Annotated in this window: 14 protein-coding genes and 1 pseudogene; 7 read left to right on the forward strand and 8 right to left on the reverse strand. The window is 67.8% G+C overall.

The window, feature by feature from the left end:
* Positions 1-121: 121 nt before the first annotated feature.
* Together ku and K9U37_RS06970 are read right to left on the reverse strand one after the other, a co-directional pair.
* The gene (ku, locus tag K9U37_RS06965; protein ID WP_243071079.1) at positions 122-1,030 is read right to left on the reverse strand and encodes a non-homologous end joining protein Ku; all 909 of its coding nucleotides are present in this window, start codon (positions 1,028-1,030) and stop codon (positions 122-124) included.
* 36 nt (positions 1,031-1,066) lie between these two features.
* Positions 1,067-1,285, reverse strand: a complete 219-nt coding sequence (locus K9U37_RS06970) for a hypothetical protein (protein ID WP_243073260.1) — start codon at positions 1,283-1,285, stop codon at positions 1,067-1,069.
* Positions 1,286-1,326: 41 nt separating this feature from the next.
* On the opposite strand from K9U37_RS06970, the gene K9U37_RS06975 reads away from it, so the two are divergent.
* The gene (locus tag K9U37_RS06975; RefSeq protein ID WP_243071080.1) at positions 1,327-3,606 is read left to right on the forward strand and encodes an ATP-dependent DNA ligase; all 2,280 of its coding nucleotides are present in this window, start codon (positions 1,327-1,329) and stop codon (positions 3,604-3,606) included.
* Positions 3,607-3,609: 3 nt separating this feature from the next.
* On the opposite strand, the gene K9U37_RS06980 is transcribed toward K9U37_RS06975, so the two are convergent.
* From K9U37_RS06980 to K9U37_RS07000, 5 genes are all read right to left on the reverse strand, one after another.
* Positions 3,610-4,965: an HNH endonuclease signature motif containing protein gene (locus tag K9U37_RS06980; RefSeq protein ID WP_243071081.1), complete on the reverse strand. Its 1,356-nt coding sequence runs from the start codon at positions 4,963-4,965 to the stop codon at positions 3,610-3,612.
* Between the two features lie 42 nt (positions 4,966-5,007).
* A complete protein-coding gene (gene rnhA, locus K9U37_RS06985) occupies positions 5,008-5,472 on the reverse strand; it encodes a ribonuclease HI (protein WP_243073261.1) in 465 nt (154 codons plus the stop codon).
* Between the two features lie 102 nt (positions 5,473-5,574).
* Entirely contained in the window at positions 5,575-6,324 is a 750-nt protein-coding gene (locus K9U37_RS06990) for a phosphatase PAP2 family protein (protein ID WP_243071082.1), read from the reverse strand.
* Between the two features lie 28 nt (positions 6,325-6,352).
* A complete protein-coding gene (locus tag K9U37_RS06995) occupies positions 6,353-8,224 on the reverse strand; it encodes a propionyl-CoA synthetase (RefSeq protein WP_243071083.1) in 1,872 nt (623 codons plus the stop codon).
* A 199-nt stretch (positions 8,225-8,423) separates the two neighbouring features.
* Positions 8,424-8,918, reverse strand: a complete 495-nt coding sequence (locus K9U37_RS07000; protein WP_243071084.1) for a DUF2231 domain-containing protein — start codon at positions 8,916-8,918, stop codon at positions 8,424-8,426.
* Positions 8,919-8,948: 30 nt separating this feature from the next.
* Between K9U37_RS07000 and K9U37_RS07005 the strand changes: the two are divergent.
* The 5 genes and pseudogenes from K9U37_RS07005 to K9U37_RS07025 all read left to right on the forward strand — a co-directional run bounded on the left by K9U37_RS07005 (position 8,949) and on the right by K9U37_RS07025 (position 14,480).
* Positions 8,949-11,263: pseudogene (locus K9U37_RS07005) on the forward strand (heavy metal translocating P-type ATPase).
* On the forward strand, positions 11,260-12,429 hold the full coding sequence (locus tag K9U37_RS07010) for an MFS transporter (RefSeq protein ID WP_243071085.1): 1,170 nt from the start codon (positions 11,260-11,262) through the stop codon (positions 12,427-12,429). The pseudogene K9U37_RS07005 and the gene K9U37_RS07010 overlap by 4 nt, the downstream one beginning before the upstream one ends.
* 10 nt (positions 12,430-12,439) lie before the next feature.
* Positions 12,440-13,174 carry a precorrin-6A synthase (deacetylating) gene (cobF, locus tag K9U37_RS07015; protein ID WP_243071086.1) on the forward strand — a complete coding sequence of 245 codons (735 nt, stop codon included), beginning with the start codon at positions 12,440-12,442 and terminating at the stop codon, positions 13,172-13,174.
* A 25-nt stretch (positions 13,175-13,199) separates the two neighbouring features.
* Positions 13,200-13,601, forward strand: coding sequence for a phage holin family protein (locus K9U37_RS07020; protein ID WP_243071087.1), 402 nt, complete (start codon positions 13,200-13,202; stop codon positions 13,599-13,601).
* Between the two features lie 15 nt (positions 13,602-13,616).
* Entirely contained in the window at positions 13,617-14,480 is an 864-nt protein-coding gene (locus K9U37_RS07025) for an Fpg/Nei family DNA glycosylase (RefSeq protein ID WP_243071088.1), read from the forward strand.
* 60 nt (positions 14,481-14,540) lie between these two features.
* Here K9U37_RS07025 and pgi read toward each other — a convergent pair whose 3' ends face one another.
* Positions 14,541-16,190, reverse strand: a complete 1,650-nt coding sequence (gene pgi / locus K9U37_RS07030) for a glucose-6-phosphate isomerase (RefSeq protein ID WP_243071089.1) — start codon at positions 16,188-16,190, stop codon at positions 14,541-14,543.
* A 50-nt stretch (positions 16,191-16,240) separates the two neighbouring features.
* Between pgi and K9U37_RS07035 the strand changes: the two genes are divergently transcribed.
* Positions 16,241-17,698 carry an NAD-dependent succinate-semialdehyde dehydrogenase gene (locus K9U37_RS07035; protein WP_243071090.1) on the forward strand — a complete coding sequence of 486 codons (1,458 nt, stop codon included), beginning with the start codon at positions 16,241-16,243 and terminating at the stop codon, positions 17,696-17,698.
* Positions 17,699-17,765 lie beyond the last annotated feature (67 nt).

Here is a 17,765-nt window from a genome sequence, read left to right on the forward strand (position 1 = left end):
GACTCTCTTCCCCTGTCGGCGAACACCGTAACAACAAGGGCCGTCGGATGGCGTCGAATTGCGAAGGCAATGGAAACACGTTCTAGTTTGGTCGGAAAGGGGATTGGGGCAGCCCGGGCGGCTACTTGTTGGCCGCGGCCTTCTTGGCAGGCGCCTTCTTCGCGGCGGCCTTTTTCGCCGGAGCTTTCTTGGCCGGTGCCTCCATCGCCGGCTCCTGACCGTCGGTGCCGCCGGACTGTTCGCGGCGGCGGCGCACGCTGGCCTCGAGCTTGGCCAGCAGGTCGGAGACGTCGTCGGTCTCGTCGAGTTGAGCCGACTGCTCCTCGGTGGTGAACGCTTCGCCACCATCGAGTTTGGCCTCGACGAGGTCCTTGAGCTGCTCCTGGTAGGTGTCGTGGTAGCGCTCGGGGTGGAAGTCGTCGGCCATCGAATCCACGACCTGCCCGGCCATCTTCAGCTCGGCCGGCTTGATCTCCACCTCCTGGTCGAGGACGGGGAAGTCGGGGTCGCGAATCTCGTCGGGCCACAGCAGCGTGTGGACCACCATCACGCCGCGCTTGGAGAAGTCCTTAACGCGCAGGGCGGCCAGCCGCGTCTTGTTGCGCAGGGCGAAGTGCACGATGGCCACCCGCTCGGTGTCGGCGAGCGTCTTGGCCAACAACACATAGGATTTCGACGATTTACCGTCGGGCTCCAGGAAGTAGCAGCGGTCGTACATCAGCGGGTCGATCTCGCTGGCCGGCACGAACTCGACGACCTCGATCTCGTGGCTACGTTCTTCTGGGAGAGTGGCGATGTCCTCGTCGGTGATGATCACCGTCTGGCCGTTGTCGGATTCGTAGGCCTTGGCGATGTCGCGGTACTCGACCACCTCGCCGCACACCTCGCAGACCCGCTTGTACCGAATCCGCCCGTTGTCCTTGGCGTGCACCTGGTGGAACTTCAGGTCGTGGTCCTCAGTGGCGCTGTACACCTTGACCGGGACGTTCACCAACCCGAAGGCGATCGAGCCTTTCCAGATGGAACGCATATGTCCAGTATGCAGGCCTGACGGGTCGCCTCGGGGTCAGACGGCCGGCTCGACTCCGGGCGTCAGGCCCAGAGGGACGTCGGGGCTGGCGCCGGGTGCGCTGTCCGTGTATCCCCGGCCACCGGGGGCGTACTGGCAGTTGTTGTTCACCGGCGTCTGGTCGCCGGAGCAGTACGGTACGTGAATCTCCGGATCGGCGCTCGCGTGGGGTGCGCCGATCAGTGCTGCAGCCGCCAACATGGCCGCCGCCAGCATCCTGGTCACTGGTCCACGGTAGCAGTGGGTAATACGTTGGGATGGTGAATGATGTGTGGCCGCCCGGAGCGACGAAGGGTCCACGGGTCGTGCTGACCAACGCCGACAAGGTGCTCTACCCCGCCACCGGAACCACCAAGGCCGACGTCTTCACCTACTACACCACCATCGCCGAGGTCATGCTGCCGCATATCGCGGGCCGGCCGGTCACCCGGAAGCGCTGGCCCAACGGCGTCGAGGAGCCGGCGTTCTTCGAAAAGCAGCTTGCCAGTTCGGCTCCCGACTGGCTGGCTCGAGCAACGGTGGTGCACCGCTCGGGCAGCACCACCTACCCGATCATCGACAGCACGACCGGTCTGGCGTGGATCGCCCAGCAGGCCTCGCTGGAGGTGCACGTGCCGCAATGGTGCTTCACCGCTGCTGGAAACCCGGGGCCGGCGACGCGCTTAGTGTTCGACCTGGATCCCGGTGAGGGCGTGACCATGCCGCAGCTGTGTGAGGTCGCCAACGCGGTGCGCGAACTGGTGGACGACGTCGGGCTGACGGTGTACCCAGTCACCAGCGGGAGTAAGGGACTGCATCTGTATGCGCGGCTGGCCGAGCCGGTGAGCAGCAACGGCGCGGTGGTGGTGGCGCGGCGGGTGGCTCAGCAGCTCGAGCAGAGCATGCCCAAGCTCGTCACCGCCACGATGACCAAGAGTCTGCGGGCCGGAAAGGTGTTCCTGGACTGGAGCCAGAACAACGCGGCCAAGACCACGATCGCGCCGTATTCGTTGCGCGGGCGTGAGCACCCGACGGTGGCCGCCCCGCGGACGTGGGACGAGATCGATGATCCCGCGCTGCGGCAGCTGGATTACTCCGAGGTGCTGGCGCGGGTGGCCCAGCACGGCGACCTGCTGGCCGACCTCGATGCCGATGTCCCGGGTGAAGACCGGCTGACGACCTACCGCAGCATGCGTGATGCGGCCAAGACACCCGAGCCGGTGCCGAAAGCCTCTCCCGCGGTGGGAAACAACGACCGGTTCGTCATCCAGGAACACCACGCGCGCAGGCTGCACTACGACTTCCGGCTCGAGCGCGACGGCGTGCTGGTGTCATGGGCCATCCCCAAGAACCTGCCCGACACCCCGGCCGTCAACCACCTGGCCGTGCACACCGAGGACCATCCGCTGGAGTACGCGACCTTCGAGGGTGAGATTCCGAAGGGGGAGTACGGCGGCGGCAAGGTGATCATCTGGGACTCCGGAACTTATTCGGCCGAGAAGTTCAACGACCACGAGGTGATCGTCGACCTCTACGGGCAGCGAATCTCAGGGCGCTACGCGCTGATCCAGACCAATGCCGACCAATGGCTGGCGCACCGGATGAAGGAGCAGCCTCAACCGCGTTTGCAGGATTACTCGCCGATGCTTGCCACATTGGGCTCGGTCGACAAGCTGACCGCTGCGCAGTACGCCTTCGAGGGGAAGTTCGACGGCTACCGGCTTCTGGTCGAGGTCGACCACGGCCGGCTTCGGCTGCAATCGCGCAGCGGGCGTGACGTCACCGCCGAATACCCGCAACTCCGGTCACTGGCAGCCGATCTCGCCGACCACGAGGTCATCCTCGACGGTGAGGTGGTGGCGCTGGACGCCGACGGGGTGCCCAGCTTCGGCGAGATGCAGAACCGGGTACGCGCCACCAGGATCGAGTTCTGGGCATTCGACATCCTGCGTCTGGACGGGCGCTCGCTGATGCGCGCGAAGTACCGGGATCGCCGAAAGGTCCTGGAAGCCTTCGCAGCAGGAACGAATTTGATCGTTCCGCCGCTGATCGAGGGCGACGGACCCGAGGCGTTGGCGCACTCCCGCGCCAAGAAGTGGGAGGGTGTGGTCGCCAAGAAGTGGGACTCCACCTATCAACCGGGGCGACGCTCGTCGGCGTGGATCAAGGACAAGAACTGGAACACCCAGGAAATAGTGATCGGCGGCTGGCGCGAGGGAAATGGTGGGCGCTCCAGCGGGATCGGCGCGCTGCTGATGGGAATACCCGGCGACGACGGGCTCGAATTCGTCGGCCGGGTCGGCACCGGCTTCTCCGACAAGGAGCTGAGCCGCCTCAAGGCGATCCTGGCCCCGCTGCACACCGACGACTCACCGTTCGACCCGCCGCTGCCCCGTCCGGAGACCAGGGGCGTCACCTACGTCCGGCCCGAGTTGGTGGGCGAGGTGCGCTACGGCGAGTGGACGTCGGACGGCCGGCTGCGCCACCCGAGTTGGCGCGGACTGCGGCCTGACAAGGACCCCGCCGAGGTTGTGATCGAGGCACCGCCGAACGGATGAGCCCTACCCGGCCACGGGCTCCTGTGGATCGCCGCCGTCTTTGAGGAGTCGTTCGGGATGATGAAAGTCGTTGGTCCCGCCGCGAAGCATCGGTAGCTGCGGCGGCGGGATCCATTCGGTGTCGCCGCTGGGCAGTATTCGGGTGGCCCATCCACCGGTTTCGACCAGTTGGTTGTCGGGATCGCAGGCCAGGGCGAGGTGGTCGATGTTGGTGGCCCCACCGTCGGACCAATCCTTGGCGGCGTGGTGGACTGCGCTGTGGTAGCCGGGTGCATCACAGCCCGGCCGCGTGCAGCCACGTTGCTTGGAATGCAACATGATTCGCTGATCAGCCGACGCCAGACGCTTGGTCCGGCCCAGCCACAACGCCCGCCCGTCGACCCCGTCGAACAACGCGAGGTAGTGGTAGGCATGGCAGGACATCCGGATCAGGTCGGGAATCGGCAGCAGCGTACCTCCGGCCGTCACGGCGTGCCCGGACTTGGCCTGGATATCCTGCAGCTTGGCCGACACGATCACCGTCACCGGTAATCCGTTGTGCTGACCGAGTTTCGGGTCGCCGAGTTGTCCGCGCACCAACGCCTTGAGCGCGTCGTGTTGGCGCTGGCCGTGACCACGTAGGTCCCGCCCGGCCACCTCCTCGGACGGCGTGACCGTGGGGCTTTCGTCCGCCGGATTGCACATTCCCGGCGCGGCGAACTTGGCCATCCATGCGTCCAGCATGGACCGCAACTCCGGATCGGCCACCAGCTTGCCCACGCTCATGCCGTCGACGCGTTGTCCGCCGCACCAGACGAATCCGCGCTTGCGGGCCCGATCGTCATCGGAGAACTTGCCGTCGGGATTTAGATGCAGGGCCAACCGTGCGGCGACCCGTTCCAGTTGATCGGGGCGCAGATTCGCCGCATGCTCCGCCAGTGATTTCTCGGCCTTCTCCACCTCGGCGGGTGGTACATGGTCGGGGAGGTCGCGGAAGAACCGCTGGATGACCTGTAGGTGCTCGCCGTCCAGCAACCCGTCGCGCCATGCGGTGGCGGTCGCCGGCAGGATCGGCGGCACGGGCTCACCGGTCAGGGTGGTGCGAGGTGCCAGTTGCTCTGCGTCCCGAATGCGGCGACGCGCCTCGCGCGGGCTGATCCGCAGGACATCGGCCAAGGTGACGGGGACCGGCGGGCAACCCTCGAACTGCTCCAGCCGGGCGACCACCGCATGGGACACCGCGACCTGGCGACGGCGCGCGTTCTCCAGGCGGTCCAACACTGCGAACCTTTGCGGGGGAGCCAGCACATCGAGATCGACCGCGGCCAGCGACTCGACGGCGGTGTCGAGTGCCTCCAGCACGTCGTCAATCGAACTCATGTTCGAAAGATTACGCCGGCCGTCCGACAAATTCTGGCGCCGTCACAGTCGAACAATGGAGGCCGCGATCGCCGCCTGCAAGCCTCGGGTGGCCAGCCGGTCGGCCAGCTCGTTGTCGGCAACGCCCGAGTGGCCCTTCACCCAGAACCACTCGACATGGTTTTGTGCACAGGCGATCTGGAGGCGCTGCCATAGGTCGACGTTCTTCACCGGCTCCTTCGCCGCCGTCAGCCACCCGTTGCGTTCCCAGCCGTGCACCCACTTCGTGATGCCGTTGCGGACGTAGGTGCTGTCGGTATAGAGGTGCACCATCGCTGGCCGCGTGAGCGCCTCCAACGCCATGATGGGAGCGGTCAACTCCATGCGGTTGTTGCTAGTCCGGCCGGCCTCTCCGCCGCACATTTCACGAACATGTTCGCGTAGGCGCAGCACCGCTCCCCAGCCGCCGGGGCCGGGGTTCGGTCGGCATCCGCCGTCGGTGTGGATGACAACGGTCTCGTCGGTCATTTGCCGAGGATAGGCATTGAGATCACCGCTGTCCGGACCGACGGCCAAACCTCCGCAGGGTCGGCGACGTGAAGTTCGTGGACGCAGATCGTCAATGCTCACTCACCAGCGTCGACTGCGCGCATGCTTGGGTCTCCCGGAACTGGCCTGCGCCCGACGTGGCTTGGGCGGTCCCAGGGCGGCGGCGCCTGCGGCCACAATGGCGCCACCCAGAACCATGCCTCCGATGACGTCGGTGAAAATGTGTGCGCGGGTGTACAAGGCCAGGAAGGCGACGAACAGGACACCTGCCGCCACGGGCACCGCCAGTGCTGCTTTCGCAATCGGGCTGTGACCGATGCCGAGGCATATCGCAATCATGCCGAGCAGCGTGGCGACAGCCGTGACGTGGCCGGACGGGAACGAATGGGCGTAGGTCAGCAGTGAGCCGTCTTGCAGCTTCGTGAGGCTCGTTGGCGTTCGAGTGACGACGGCCTTGAGTGTCTCCTCGATGGCCACGCCCACCCCGACCCCTCCGAGGACGACGAGAGCCGGCCGGGCCGACCGCGCCCGCAGGGCCAGCAGAGAGCCGCTGACCACGCCGGCCACCGCGAAGGGAACCGGCTGACCGATGTTGGCGAAAACACCGTGGGCGTCGATTCGCAATTGGTGGAATCGGTGCCGATAGAACCAGTTCCAGACCGAGGCGTCGAGTGAGGCCATCCACGCGGTATTGATCTCCAGCGCCAGAACCGCCAGGACGGTGAACAGCGCGGCGGCAAGCTTGATCATCGCCAGGCGACCCCGGCCGACCGATGCGAGAACCACGGCCCCAACAACCAGCCCGGTCTTCGCGGTGTCGATGTCGGTCATCGCCGACCAGGGTATGACGGAAACCCACCTACCCCTGCAGGATCGGCTTCAGTGTCTCCAAAACATTGGGATCCTCGATGGTCGACGGTATCGGCTCGTCCTTGCCGTGGGCGATGCCGCGCATCGTCTTGCGCAGGATCTTGCCCGACCGGGTCTTCGGGAGCGCCGGCACCACGTCGACCAACCGGAAGCAGGCGACCGCGCCGATCTCGTCGCGCACCGCCGCCACCAAGCCCGCTGCCAGGCCGTCGGCCGACGCTCCTGCCTTCAGCACCACGAATCCGCGCGGCACCTGACCCTTGATCTCGTCGGCCACCCCGATCACCGCGCACTCGGCCACCGCCGGATGCGATGCCAGCACCGCTTCGATCGCCCCCGTCGACAACCGGTGTCCCGCAACGTTGATCACATCGTCGATGCGCCCCATCACGAACAAGTACCCGTCTTCGTCGATGTACCCGCCGTCGCCGGTGAGGTAGTAGCCGGGATGCTCGCACAGGTAGGACGCCTCGAAGCGCGCATCGTCACCCCACAGCGTCGGCAGTGTCCCGGGCGGCAGCGGTAGGCTGATGCAGATCACACCCTCCTCACCCGGATCGCATGGCGAGCCGTCGACCCGCAGGATCTGCACGTCGTATCCGGGCATCGGTACCGTAGGCGAGCCGGCCTTGAGCGGAAGATGTTCCACGCCCATGGGATTGGCCGCGATCGGCCACCCGGTCTCGGTCTGCCACCAGTGGTCCACGACAGGGATGCCGAGCTTCTCCGAAGCCCAAGCGTAGGTGTCGGGATCGAGCCGCTCACCGGCCTGGAACAGGTACTTCAGCGACGACAGGTCATAGCGCGAGATGTGCGAGCCGTCGGGATCCTCCTTGCGGATCGCGCGGATCGCCGTCGGCGCGGTGAACAACGCCTTGACCCCGTACTCGGAGACCACCCGCCAGAACGCCCCGGGATCCGGTGTGCCTACGGGCTTTCCCTCGTAGAGCACAGTCGTCGCCCCGGCCAGCAGCGGTCCGTAGACGATGTAGGAATGACCGACCACCCAGCCGACGTCGGAGGCCGCCCAGAACACGTCGCCCGGGTCGATGTCGTAGATGTGGCGCATGCTCCACAGCAGCGCCACCGCGTGGCCACCGTTGTCGCGCACGATGCCCTTGGGCTTGCCGGTGGTGCCGGAGGTGTAGAGGACATACAGCGGGTCGGTCGCAGCCACCGGAACCGGGTCGACCGGCGACGCGGATGCCATCACCTCGGTCCAGTCGAGGTCACGGCCGTCGACCAGGGAGCAGGTGAGCCGATCGCGCTGGACGATCACGCACGCGCCCGGCTGATGCGACGCCAGCTCCAGGGCATGATCGAGCATCGGCTTGTACTCGACCACCCGGGAGGGCTCGATGCCGCAGGACGCCGACACGATCACCTTCGGCTGCGCGTCGTCGATGCGAGTGGCGAGCTCGTGGGCGGCGAACCCGCCGAAGACCACCGAGTGCACCGCCCCGATCCGCGCGCAGGCCAGCATCGCCACGGCGGCTTCGGGGATCATCGGCATGTAGAGCACCACCCGGTCGCCCTTGTCGACGCCAAGATCGTGCAGTACGCCGGCGAAACGGGCCGTCTCCGAGAGTAATTCGCGGTAGGTGAGGGTGCGCTTGACGCCTGTGACCGGGGAGTCGTAGATCAGCGCGGCCTCCTCGCCGCGGCCGGCGGATACGTGGCGGTCCAGGGCGTTGGCGCAGGTGTTGAGTTCTGCGTCGGGGAACCAGCGGTAGAACGGGGGATTGGCGTCGTCGAGGATCCGCTCGGGTTCACGCGTCCACGTCACCGCCCGGGCGGCTTGCGCCCAGAAGGCCGTGGGGTCCGCAACACTGGCGTCGAACAGTTCGCGATATCCGCCCATACCGGACTCCTTCCCGTCATTGGGTCGTTGAATGGTAGCGCGCGAGCGTGGCGCAGGTCTCATCGGCGGCGCATTTGTCGGTGAGCGTACCGACATGTGCGCCGATAGGTTCGCCCACACACTCAGGCCGGGACTGAAACTCGGGATGGCTGTGTGGTCGATCGTGGTGCTGGCATGGCTGGTGCTTGCCGCGGCGGCCCTACTCGGCGTCTGACTCGCCGTTCGCCACCGACGTCAGCGGCTTCTCGCTCCAGGTGGCCTTCGCGCCGGAGTCACCGATGCGGTAAACCTGCACGAACGTTCCGACGCCCGCCAGGACCACGAACACCGCTATCGCCGCCGACAGCATCGTCGACAGCGCCTTTCCGCGGCCGGCTCGAACGTGCTGCAAGGTGAGCAGGGCCGTGGCGATGACCAGGGCGCCCGAGAAGAAGATCATCGTGTCACCGAGTTCGACGTGGGTGTCCACCAGCGGCGACCGCGCCACCCGATGCTGCAGCCATTCCCCGGCCTCGGTGGTCAGCGGCGTCAAAACCGCCGTCACGAGCGAAAGTGCCAGCACCAGCCAGACCAGCCGCTCCCGGGCGGCGGGCCACACCGCGCACACGATCGCCAGGACGGCAGTCAGCGGTGCCAGTACCACGATGAAGTGGACGAACAGCACGTGCGCCGGGAGTCCGTTGAAAGTCGACACCCGGCGGATACTACAGCCGGTAGGTGGATCATGAGATCTGTGAAGGACGCGACTCGGTGGGCGCTGCTCGCGGTGACACTGACTGCGCTGCTGGCCGGGGGAGTCGCGTGGCTGCTCGGTGCCCGGGCGGTCGCGGACGGCTGCTGGATCGCGGGCACCGTCGCCGCGCTGATCCCAGCGCTGTGGTGGGTTATCGCCGCCTCGGTGCAGGTCGGCTCGGCGTGGACGTCCTGGCGGTGTTGTCCCTCGGCGGCGCGCTGGCAGTCGGGGAGTACCTGGCCGGGGCTCTGATCGGCGTCATGCTGGCCACCGGCCAAGCACTCGACGCCGCCGCCGAGCGACGCGCGACCAAGGACCTCCGTGCGCTGCTGGACCGGGTTCCGCGCACGGCGCGCCGGCGCACCGCCGACGGGGTCGAGGTGGTCGAGGTCGAAGCGATCGAGGTCGACGACGTCGTCATCGTCGGGCCCGGAGAGGTGCTGCCGGTCGACGGTCTCGTGCTGTCGGAGACCGCCGTGCTCGACGAGTCCGCCCTGACCGGTGAGTCGGCGCACGTGCAGCGGGACCGCGGCGAATCACTGTGCAGCGGCGGGGTGAATGCGGGCGGCGGTCTGGAGATGCGGGCCTCGGCCACCGCAGCCGACAGCACCTATGCGGGCATCGTGTCGCTGGCCCGCCAGGCTGCGGCCGAGACCGCGCCGGTGGTCCGCCTCGCCGACCGCTTCGCGGCCTGGTTCGTGCCCGTCGCGCTGGCCGTCGCGGGTCTTGCCTGGCTGCTGAGTGGGACCGCTGAACGTGCCGTCGCGGTGCTGGTGGTGGCCACCCCGTGCCCGCTGCTGCTGGCCGCACCGGTCGCGATCGTGTCGGGCTTGTCGCGCACCTCGCGGATCGGCGTCCTGGTCCGCGGCGGTGGTGCGCTCGAAACATTAGGTCGTGCGACCACTTTGGTGCTGGACAAGACCGGCACGTTGACGTCGGGCCGGCCGCGCGGAACCGACGTCGCGGTCGCGCCGGGCTGGACTGTCGACCGGGTCCTGGGACTCGCCGCGTCCGCCGACCAGCTCTCCCCGCACATCCTGGCCGCCGCGATCGTCGCCGAAGCCCGGCTGCGCGGTGTGCCGCTCACCGTACCGACCGCAGTCAGCGAGGAGGCTGGCACCGGGGTGGCGGCGGTGGTCGACGGACGCCGCGTCGCCGTCGGCAATCTCGCGCTCGACGGCGACTTGCCCGACTGGGCGACGGCCGTGCTGTCCCGGGCGTCGTTCGACGGCGCGGTGGTGGCTTGGGTGGCGGTGGACGACGAACTCGTCGGGGCCGTCCTGCTGACCGACCCGCTGCGTCCGGACGCGCCTCGCACCCTGCGACGGCTGCGCGCGGCCGGGATGACACGGTTGGTGATGCTGACCGGTGATCGTCCCGCGCCGGCTAGGCAGATCGGCACCGTGCTGGGGCTCGACGAGGTCGCCGCCCAGCAGACCCCGGCTGACAAGGTTGCCCGGGTTCGTGCCGAACGCGCCAAGGCGGTGACGGCCATGGTCGGTGACGGCGTCAATGACGCACCCGCGCTGGCCGCCGCCGACGTCGGGATCGCGATGGGCGCACGAGGGTCGACGGCGAGTTCGGAGGCCGCCGACATCGTGCTGACCGCCGACCGGCTGGACCGGGTGGCCGACGCCAAGCTGATCGCCCGGCGCTCACGCCGGATCGCGGTGCAAAGCGCCGGGATCGGAATGGGATTGTCCTTGGCCGCCATGGGTTTTGCGGCCGTCGGTTGGCTGCCGCCCGCGGTGGGTGCGCTGTTGCAGGAAGGCATCGACCTCGCCGTCATCCTCAACGCCCTGCGTGCGCTTCGCGGCGACCACACCGGCCCGCCGCCGCTGAGCGCCGATGCCGAGAAATTGGTGCGGCGGTTCTCCGCCGAGCACGACCGGATGCGCGACGATCTGTCGATCCTGCGCGACGCCGCCCACCGGGTGGCCGAGGGCGACCGCGATGCCGCGCTGGCGTCGCTACGCGTCGCTGACTCCTTCCTGCAGGACACGCTGCTGCCGCACGAGGACGCCGAGGACAGCGCGTTGTACCCCGAGTTGGCCCGACCGCTGGGCAGCGCCGAAGCCACCGCGACGATGAGCCGCATGCACGCCGAGATCCACCGGCTGGCGCAGCGTCTGCACAGCCACACCGAACTGGCCGACGAGGCCGGGGCGGTGCGCCCGGATCAGGCCGACGACCTGCTCGCGTGCCTCTACGGCCTGTACGCCCTGCTGTGTCTGCACTTCGTGCAGGAGGAGGAGAACTTCTTCGTGTTGGCGCCCGCCTTCCTCAACCTGGCCGACAAGTCGTGAGCGATCGTGGTTGGCTCACCCGCAACGTTCGCGTCCTCTCGGCGGTGTCCTTTCTGCAGGACGCCGCGAGCGAGCTGCTGTACCCGCTGCTACCGATCTACCTGACCGCCGTGCTCGGAGCCCCGCCGTCGGTGGTGGGCGCCATCGAGGGCGCTGCGGAGGGCGCTGCTTCCTTGACCAAGCTCGCGGTCGGCCCGCTCGGCGACCGGTTCGCCAAACGTCCGTTGATCGCAACGGGATACGGCATGGCGGCGCTGGGAAAGGTGATCATCGCGGTGGCTGCGGCCTGGCCAGGGGTGCTGGCCGGCCGGGTGGTCGACCGCCTGGGCAAGGGCATCCGCGGTGCGCCTCGGGATGCCCTGCTGATCGAGGGTATCGATTCGTCGTTGCGCGGCAGGGTGTTCGGGTTCCACCGCACGATGGACACGCTGGGCGCGGTGGTCGGTCCGCTGCTCGGCCTGGCCGGCTATGAACTGCTGGGTCAGCGCATCCCGCCGCTGCTGTACATCGCGATCGTGCCCGCCGTGCTCTCGGTCCTGCTCGTCTTTCTGGTGCGTGAACAGCGACGCCCCGGCCCACGCCCCCCACGACAGCCCATCTTCCGCGGTTTGCGGGAGCTGCCGCGCCGCTACTGGCGGGTGACCGCCCTGCTGGTCGGCTTCGGCGTCGTCAACTTCCCGGATGCGCTGTTGTTGTTGCGGCTCAACGAGATCGGGTTCGGTGTCGTCGGGGTCATCCTCGCCTACGTCGGCTACAATCTGGTCTACGCGCTGGGAAGCTTCCCGGCCGGGGTGCTGGCCGACCGGCTGCCGCGCTCGGCGGTGTTCGGATTCGGTCTGCTGTTCTTCGCGATCGGCTACATCGGTCTGGGACTGACCACCAATGCGGTTGCGGCGTGGATGCTTATCGGCGCCTACGGGCTGTTCACGGCGTGCACCGACGGCGTGGGTAAAGCGTGGATCTCGTCCCTGGTCGGCTCGGACCGGCAGGCCAGCGCCCAGGGCGTCTTCCAGGGCGCCAGCGGCCTGGCGGTACTGGTGGCCGGGCTGTGGGCCGGTCTGCTGTGGGGTGCCGACGGCCGGTTGCCACTGCTGGTGTCCGGCGTCGTCGGCGGGTGCTTCGCGGCGGTGCTGCTGCTGCCGTGGCTGTTCCGGCGGGCTCGTTAGGCTGCCCGGTATGCGCCGCATCCACGTCATCGGCATCGGCGCCGGCGATCCGGACTACGTGACGGCGCAGGCGGTCCGCGCGCTCAACGACACCGAGGTGTTCTTCGCGATGGACAAGGGTGAGGCCAAGAGCGACCTCGTCGGGCTGCGCCGCGAGATCTGCAGCCGCTTCGTCACCCGGCCCGGGTTCCGGTTCGTCGAGCTGCCCGACCCCAAGCGCGCTGCCGACGGCGACTACAACCAGGCCGTCTCGCAGTGGCACACCGCCCGGGCACGGTTGTGGGCCGAGGCCATCGAAACCGAACTCGGGCCCGACGGCGTGGGCGCGTTCCTGGCCTGGGGTGACCCGTCACTGTACGACAGCACGTTGCGGATCCTCGAGCAGGTCGCCCAACACATCGAGTTCAGCTTCGACGTCATCCCCGGAATCACCGCCGTGCAGGCACTGACGGCCCGGCATCGCATCACGCTCAACGACGTCGGCGAGCCAGTGCTGATCACCACCGGGCGTCAGCTGCGGAGCAGCGGGCTGGCCGGCTCGGCGGTGGTGATGCTCGACGGCGAGTGTTCGTTCCTCGGCTGCCCGCCGCAGACCCGGATCTGGTGGGGTGCCTATCTGGGCACGCCCGACGAGATCCTGGTCGCCGGCACCGTTGGCGACGTCGGTCGACGGATTGCCGATCTGCGTGCCGAGGCCCGCGAGCGGCACGGCTGGATCATGGACATCTATCTGCTGCGCGCCTAGGGCGTGTCTGGGGGAGGATGAGCGTATGGGTCCATTTCTGCTGCGCGCCGCGGTGACCGGGCTGGCGCTGTGGGTCGTCACGCTCGTCGTGCCGGGCATCTCCTTCGTCGGTGGTGACACCGCACTGCAGCGCGTCGGCATCGTGCTGGTGGTCGCGGTGATCTTCGGCCTGGTGAACGGGTTCATCAAGCCCGTCGTGCAACTGCTGTCGATCCCGCTGTACATCCTGACTCTGGGGCTGTTCCACGTCGTCATCAATGCGCTGATGCTCTGGATCACCGCGTGGATCACCGAGCACACCACGCACTGGGGACTGCAGATCAACCACTTCTGGTGGACTGCGATCTGGGCGGCGATCGTGCTGTCGATCGTGGGCTGGCTGTTCTCGCTGCCGATGCGCAGCGCCGAACGGGCCGTCGGCGGCTAGCGGCACACTGGAGACATGCCCGAACTCCCCGAAGTCGAGGCGCTGGCCGACCACCTGCGCCGGCACGCGGTCGGCACGACAATCGGACGCATCGACGTCGGTGCGCTCTCGGCGCTCAAAACCTTCGACCCACCGCCCACCGCGCTGCACGGCCAGCCGGTTGCCGGCGCGCACCGCTGGGGCAAGTACCTCGGTCTGCAGGCCGGCGATCTCCACCTGATCACTCACCTGTCCCGGGCAGGTTGGTTGCGGTGGTCGGACAAGCTCGCCGCGCCCCCGCTCAAACCCGGCAAGGGTCCGATCGCGCTGCGGGTCCATCTCGGAACCCCGGGCGAATCACCAGGTTTCGACCTCACCGAGGCAGGCACTCAGAAGCGCCTGGCGGTGTGGATCGTGCGCGACCCGGCGCAGGTGCCCGGGATCGCGACATTGGGTCCCGACGCCCTCGAACTCACCGGAGAGCAGCTGGCGGAGGTTCTGAAACCGCAGTCGGGACGCATCAAGACGGTGATCACCGACCAGAAGGTCATCGCCGGGATCGGCAACGCCTACAGCGACGAGATTCTCCACGTCGCCGAACTGTCGCCGTTCGCGACCGCGGGAAAGCTCACCGCCCAGCAGGTTTCGGCCCTACACGACGCGATGGCGTCGGTCCTCACCGATGCGGTCCAGCGGTCGGTGGGCCAGCAGGCCGCGACGCTCAAGGGTGAGAAGCGCTCCGGCCTGCGGGTGCACGCCCGGACCGGCTTGCCGTGCCCGGTGTGCGGCGACACCGTGCGGGAAGTGTCGTTCGCCGACAAGTCGTTTCAGTACTGCCCGACCTGCCAGACCGGCGGCAAGGTGCTGGCCGACCGCCGGCTGTCGCGGCTGCTGAAATAGGGCAGTGGCGAGCGTCGAGTTGTTGGCGAGACGTCGCCTGAGTTTCGCTGCGCGTCCCGCTCAGCGAACTCGGCCACGCTCCTCGCGGTAGCGGCGCGCCAACTCGTCGGTCGAGCTGTCGGTCTGCTCGGCCGGTGAACCATCACTGGTGATCACCCCGAGCAACGCCTTGGCCTGCGTCTTGCCCAGCTCGACGCCCCACTGGTCGAACGAGTCGATACCCCAGATCACACCCTCGGTGAAGACCTGGTGCTCGTAGAGCGCGATCAGCTGGCCGACCACCGACGGTGTGAGGCGATTGGCCAGGATCGACGTGCTCGGCCGGTTGCCCGGCATCACCTTGTGCGGCACCACGTCCGCCGGTGTGCCTTCCGAGGCGATCTCGGCTGCAGTCTTGCCGAAGGCCAGCACCTGGGTCTGGGCGAAGAAGTTGCTCATCAGCAGGTCGTGCATACTGCCGCCGCCGTCGGCGGTCGGCAGGTCGTCGGTCGGCTCGCTGAAACCGATGAAGTCGGCGGGCACCAGCCGAGTGCCCTGGTGCAGCAGCTGATAGAACGCATGTTGGCCGTTGGTCCCCGGCTCGCCCCAGAAGATCTCTCCGGTAGCAGTGGTCACCGGGGTGCCGTCGGCGCGCACCGACTTGCCGTTGGACTCCATCGTCAGCTGCTGCAGATACGCCGCGAAGCGTGACAGGTCGTTGGAGTAGGGCAGCACCGCCCGCGTCTCGGCGCCGAAGAAATCGGAGTACCACAAGCCGATCAGCCCGAGCAGTGCTGGCGCGTTCCGGTCCAGCGGAGCGGTCGCGAAGTGCCGGTCCACGATGTGGAATCCGGACAGGAAGTCGGCGAACGCTCCCTTGCCGATGACGGCCATCAACGACAAGCCGATCGCCGAGTCCACCGAGTAGCGGCCGCCCACCCAGTCCCAGAAGCCGAACATGTTGGCGGTGTCGACGCCGAAACTGTCGACCAGCTTCTCGTTGGTCGATACCGCGACGAAGTGCTTCGACACCGCGGCGTCGCCGAGCGCGTCGGTGAGCCAACGTCGCGCCGCAGTGGCGTTGGTCAGCGTCTCCAGCGTCGAGAATGTCTTGGACGCGACGATGAAAAGCGTTGAGGCAGGGTCCAATCCGTTGAGTTTGGCCACCAGGTCGGCGGGGTCGACGTTGGAGACGAAGCGCGCCGAGATGCCGGCGTCGGCGTAGTGGCGCAACGCCTGGTAGACCATCACCGGCCCCAGATCCGATCCGCCGATGCCGATGTTGACCACCGTTTTGATGCGCTCGCCGGTGGCCCCGGTCCACTCGCCGCTGCGCAGCCGGTCGGTGAAGGCCCCCATCGCGTCGAGCACCCCATGCACGTCGGCGACCACGTCCTGGCCGTCGACCACAAGCTGGGCGTCCCGCGGCAGCCGCAGCGCGGTGTGCAGCACCGCGCGGTTCTCCGAGGTGTTGATGTGCTCGCCGGAGAGCATCGCGTCGCGCCGTTCCTCGAGTTTGGCGGCCCGGGCCAGGTCGACGAGCAGCGACAGCGTTTCACGGGTCACCCGGTGCTTGCTGTAGTCGATGTAGAGGTCACCGACGGTCATGGTGAGCTCACGTCCGCGGGTGGGGTCTTCGGCGAAGAACTCGCGAAGATGTTTGCCGGCGATCTCGTCGTGGTGGCGACGCAGTGCGTTCCATTCGGTGGTGGCGGAAATGTCGGCGGTCATGCCAAGAACCCTAGTGCGATGTGGTTAACGGAGGTGTAGATCATTGATGTATGAGCACCCCAGACATTGAACGGTTGTTGGCGTCGGTTCCAACTGGTTTGTGGGTCGGCGGCGAGGAGCGCCCCGGTTCGTCGACCTACGCCGTGCTCGACCCCTCGAACGACCAAGTTCTGACCACGGTGGCCAACGCGACGGCGGAGGACGGCATCGCCGCGCTCGACGCCGCGTGCGCGGTGCAGGCCGAGTGGGCGGCCGCGCCGCCGCGCGAGCGGGGCGAGATCCTGCGTTCGGTGTTCGAGACGATCATCGAGCGCGCCGACGAGATCGCCACGCTGATGACGCTGGAGATGGGCAAGGTGTTCGCCGAGAGTCAGGGCGAGGTCCGCTACGGCGCGGAGTTCTTCCGCTGGTTCGCCGAGGAGGCCGTCCGCATCGGGGGCCGCTACACCCAGAGCCCGGCCGGAACCGGGCGCATCGTCGTGACGAAGACACCGGTCGGCCCGTGCTACGCGATCACGCCGTGGAACTTCCCGCTGGCCATGGGCACCCGCAAGATCGGCCCGGCACTCGCGGCCGGCTGCACGATGATCGTCAAGCCGGCGCAGGAGACACCGCTGAGCATGCTCCTGCTGGCCAAGCTCATCGACGAGGCCGGTCTCCCCAAGGGCGTGTTGTCGGTGCTGCCAACCAACAACCCGCGTGAGGTCACCACCGCGCTCATCGAGGACGGCCGGCTGCGCAAGCTGACGTTCACCGGCTCGACCGGTGTGGGCAAGGCGCTGGTGAAGCAGTCGGCCGATGCGCTGCTGCGCACGTCCATGGAGCTCGGTGGCAATGCGCCCTTCGTGGTGTTCGACGATGCCGACGTGGATGCGGCTGTCGACGGCGCGATGCTGGCCAAGATGCGCAACGGCGGCGAGGCGTGCACCGCGGCCAACCGCATCCACGTCTCCAATGCGGTGATCGACGAGTTCACCGACAAGTTCGTCAAGCGCATGGGTGAGGTCAACCTCGGCAACGGGCTGGACCCGAGTGCCAAGCTGGGGCCCCTGGTCAACGCCAAGCAGGTGGCCTCGGTCCAGGAACTTGTCGACGACGCGGTGGAGAAGGGGGCCACCGTGGCGCTCGGCGGCCAGGCTCCCGGCGGTCCGGGCTGCTTCTACCCGGCGACCGTGCTCACCGACGTCCCGTCGGACGCCCGCATCCTCAAGGAGGAGGTGTTTGGACCGGTGGCCCCGATCATCGGGTTCGACTCCGAGGAGGACGGCATCGCCGCCGCCAACGACACCGAGTACGGACTGGCGTCCTACATCTACACCGAGTCGCTGGATCGGGCCCTGCGGGTGGCCGAGGCACTCGAGTCGGGCATGGTCGGTGTGAACCGCGGCGTGATCTCCGACCCGGCCGCCCCGTTCGGGGGCGTCAAGGAGTCGGGCTTCGGGCGCGAGGGTGGCTACGAGGGCATCGAGGAATACCTCGAGACTAAGTACATCGCGCTGACCAAATAGGGCCGCCGGTAGAGGATGTAGCGAACCTTGGCCTTCTCATCGAAGAGTGACACTAGCGGTGTTCGTG

The sequence above is a fragment of the Candidatus Mycolicibacterium alkanivorans genome (assembly GCF_022760805.1).
Taxonomy (GTDB): domain Bacteria; phylum Actinomycetota; class Actinomycetes; order Mycobacteriales; family Mycobacteriaceae; genus Mycobacterium; species Mycobacterium alkanivorans.

Coding starts and splice junctions, on each gene's coding strand:
- ku (WP_243071079.1), bottom strand. CDS start 1,030: ATGCGTTCCATCTGGAAAGGCTCGATCGCCTTCGGGTTGGTGAACGTC.
- K9U37_RS06970 (WP_243073260.1), bottom strand. CDS start 1,285: ATGCTGGCGGCGGCCATGTTGGCGGCTGCAGCACTGATCGGCGCACCC.
- K9U37_RS06975 (WP_243071080.1), top strand. CDS start 1,327: ATGGTGAATGATGTGTGGCCGCCCGGAGCGACGAAGGGTCCACGGGTC.
- K9U37_RS06980 (WP_243071081.1), bottom strand. CDS start 4,965: ATGAGTTCGATTGACGACGTGCTGGAGGCACTCGACACCGCCGTCGAG.
- rnhA (WP_243073261.1), bottom strand. CDS start 5,472: ATGACCGACGAGACCGTTGTCATCCACACCGACGGCGGATGCCGACCG.
- K9U37_RS06990 (WP_243071082.1), bottom strand. CDS start 6,324: ATGACCGACATCGACACCGCGAAGACCGGGCTGGTTGTTGGGGCCGTG.
- K9U37_RS06995 (WP_243071083.1), bottom strand. CDS start 8,224: ATGGGCGGATATCGCGAACTGTTCGACGCCAGTGTTGCGGACCCCACG.
- cobF (WP_243071086.1), top strand. CDS start 12,440: ATGCGCCGCATCCACGTCATCGGCATCGGCGCCGGCGATCCGGACTAC.
- K9U37_RS07020 (WP_243071087.1), top strand. CDS start 13,200: ATGGGTCCATTTCTGCTGCGCGCCGCGGTGACCGGGCTGGCGCTGTGG.
- K9U37_RS07025 (WP_243071088.1), top strand. CDS start 13,617: ATGCCCGAACTCCCCGAAGTCGAGGCGCTGGCCGACCACCTGCGCCGG.
- pgi (WP_243071089.1), bottom strand. CDS start 16,190: ATGACCGCCGACATTTCCGCCACCACCGAATGGAACGCACTGCGTCGC.
- K9U37_RS07035 (WP_243071090.1), top strand. CDS start 16,241: ATGAGCACCCCAGACATTGAACGGTTGTTGGCGTCGGTTCCAACTGGT.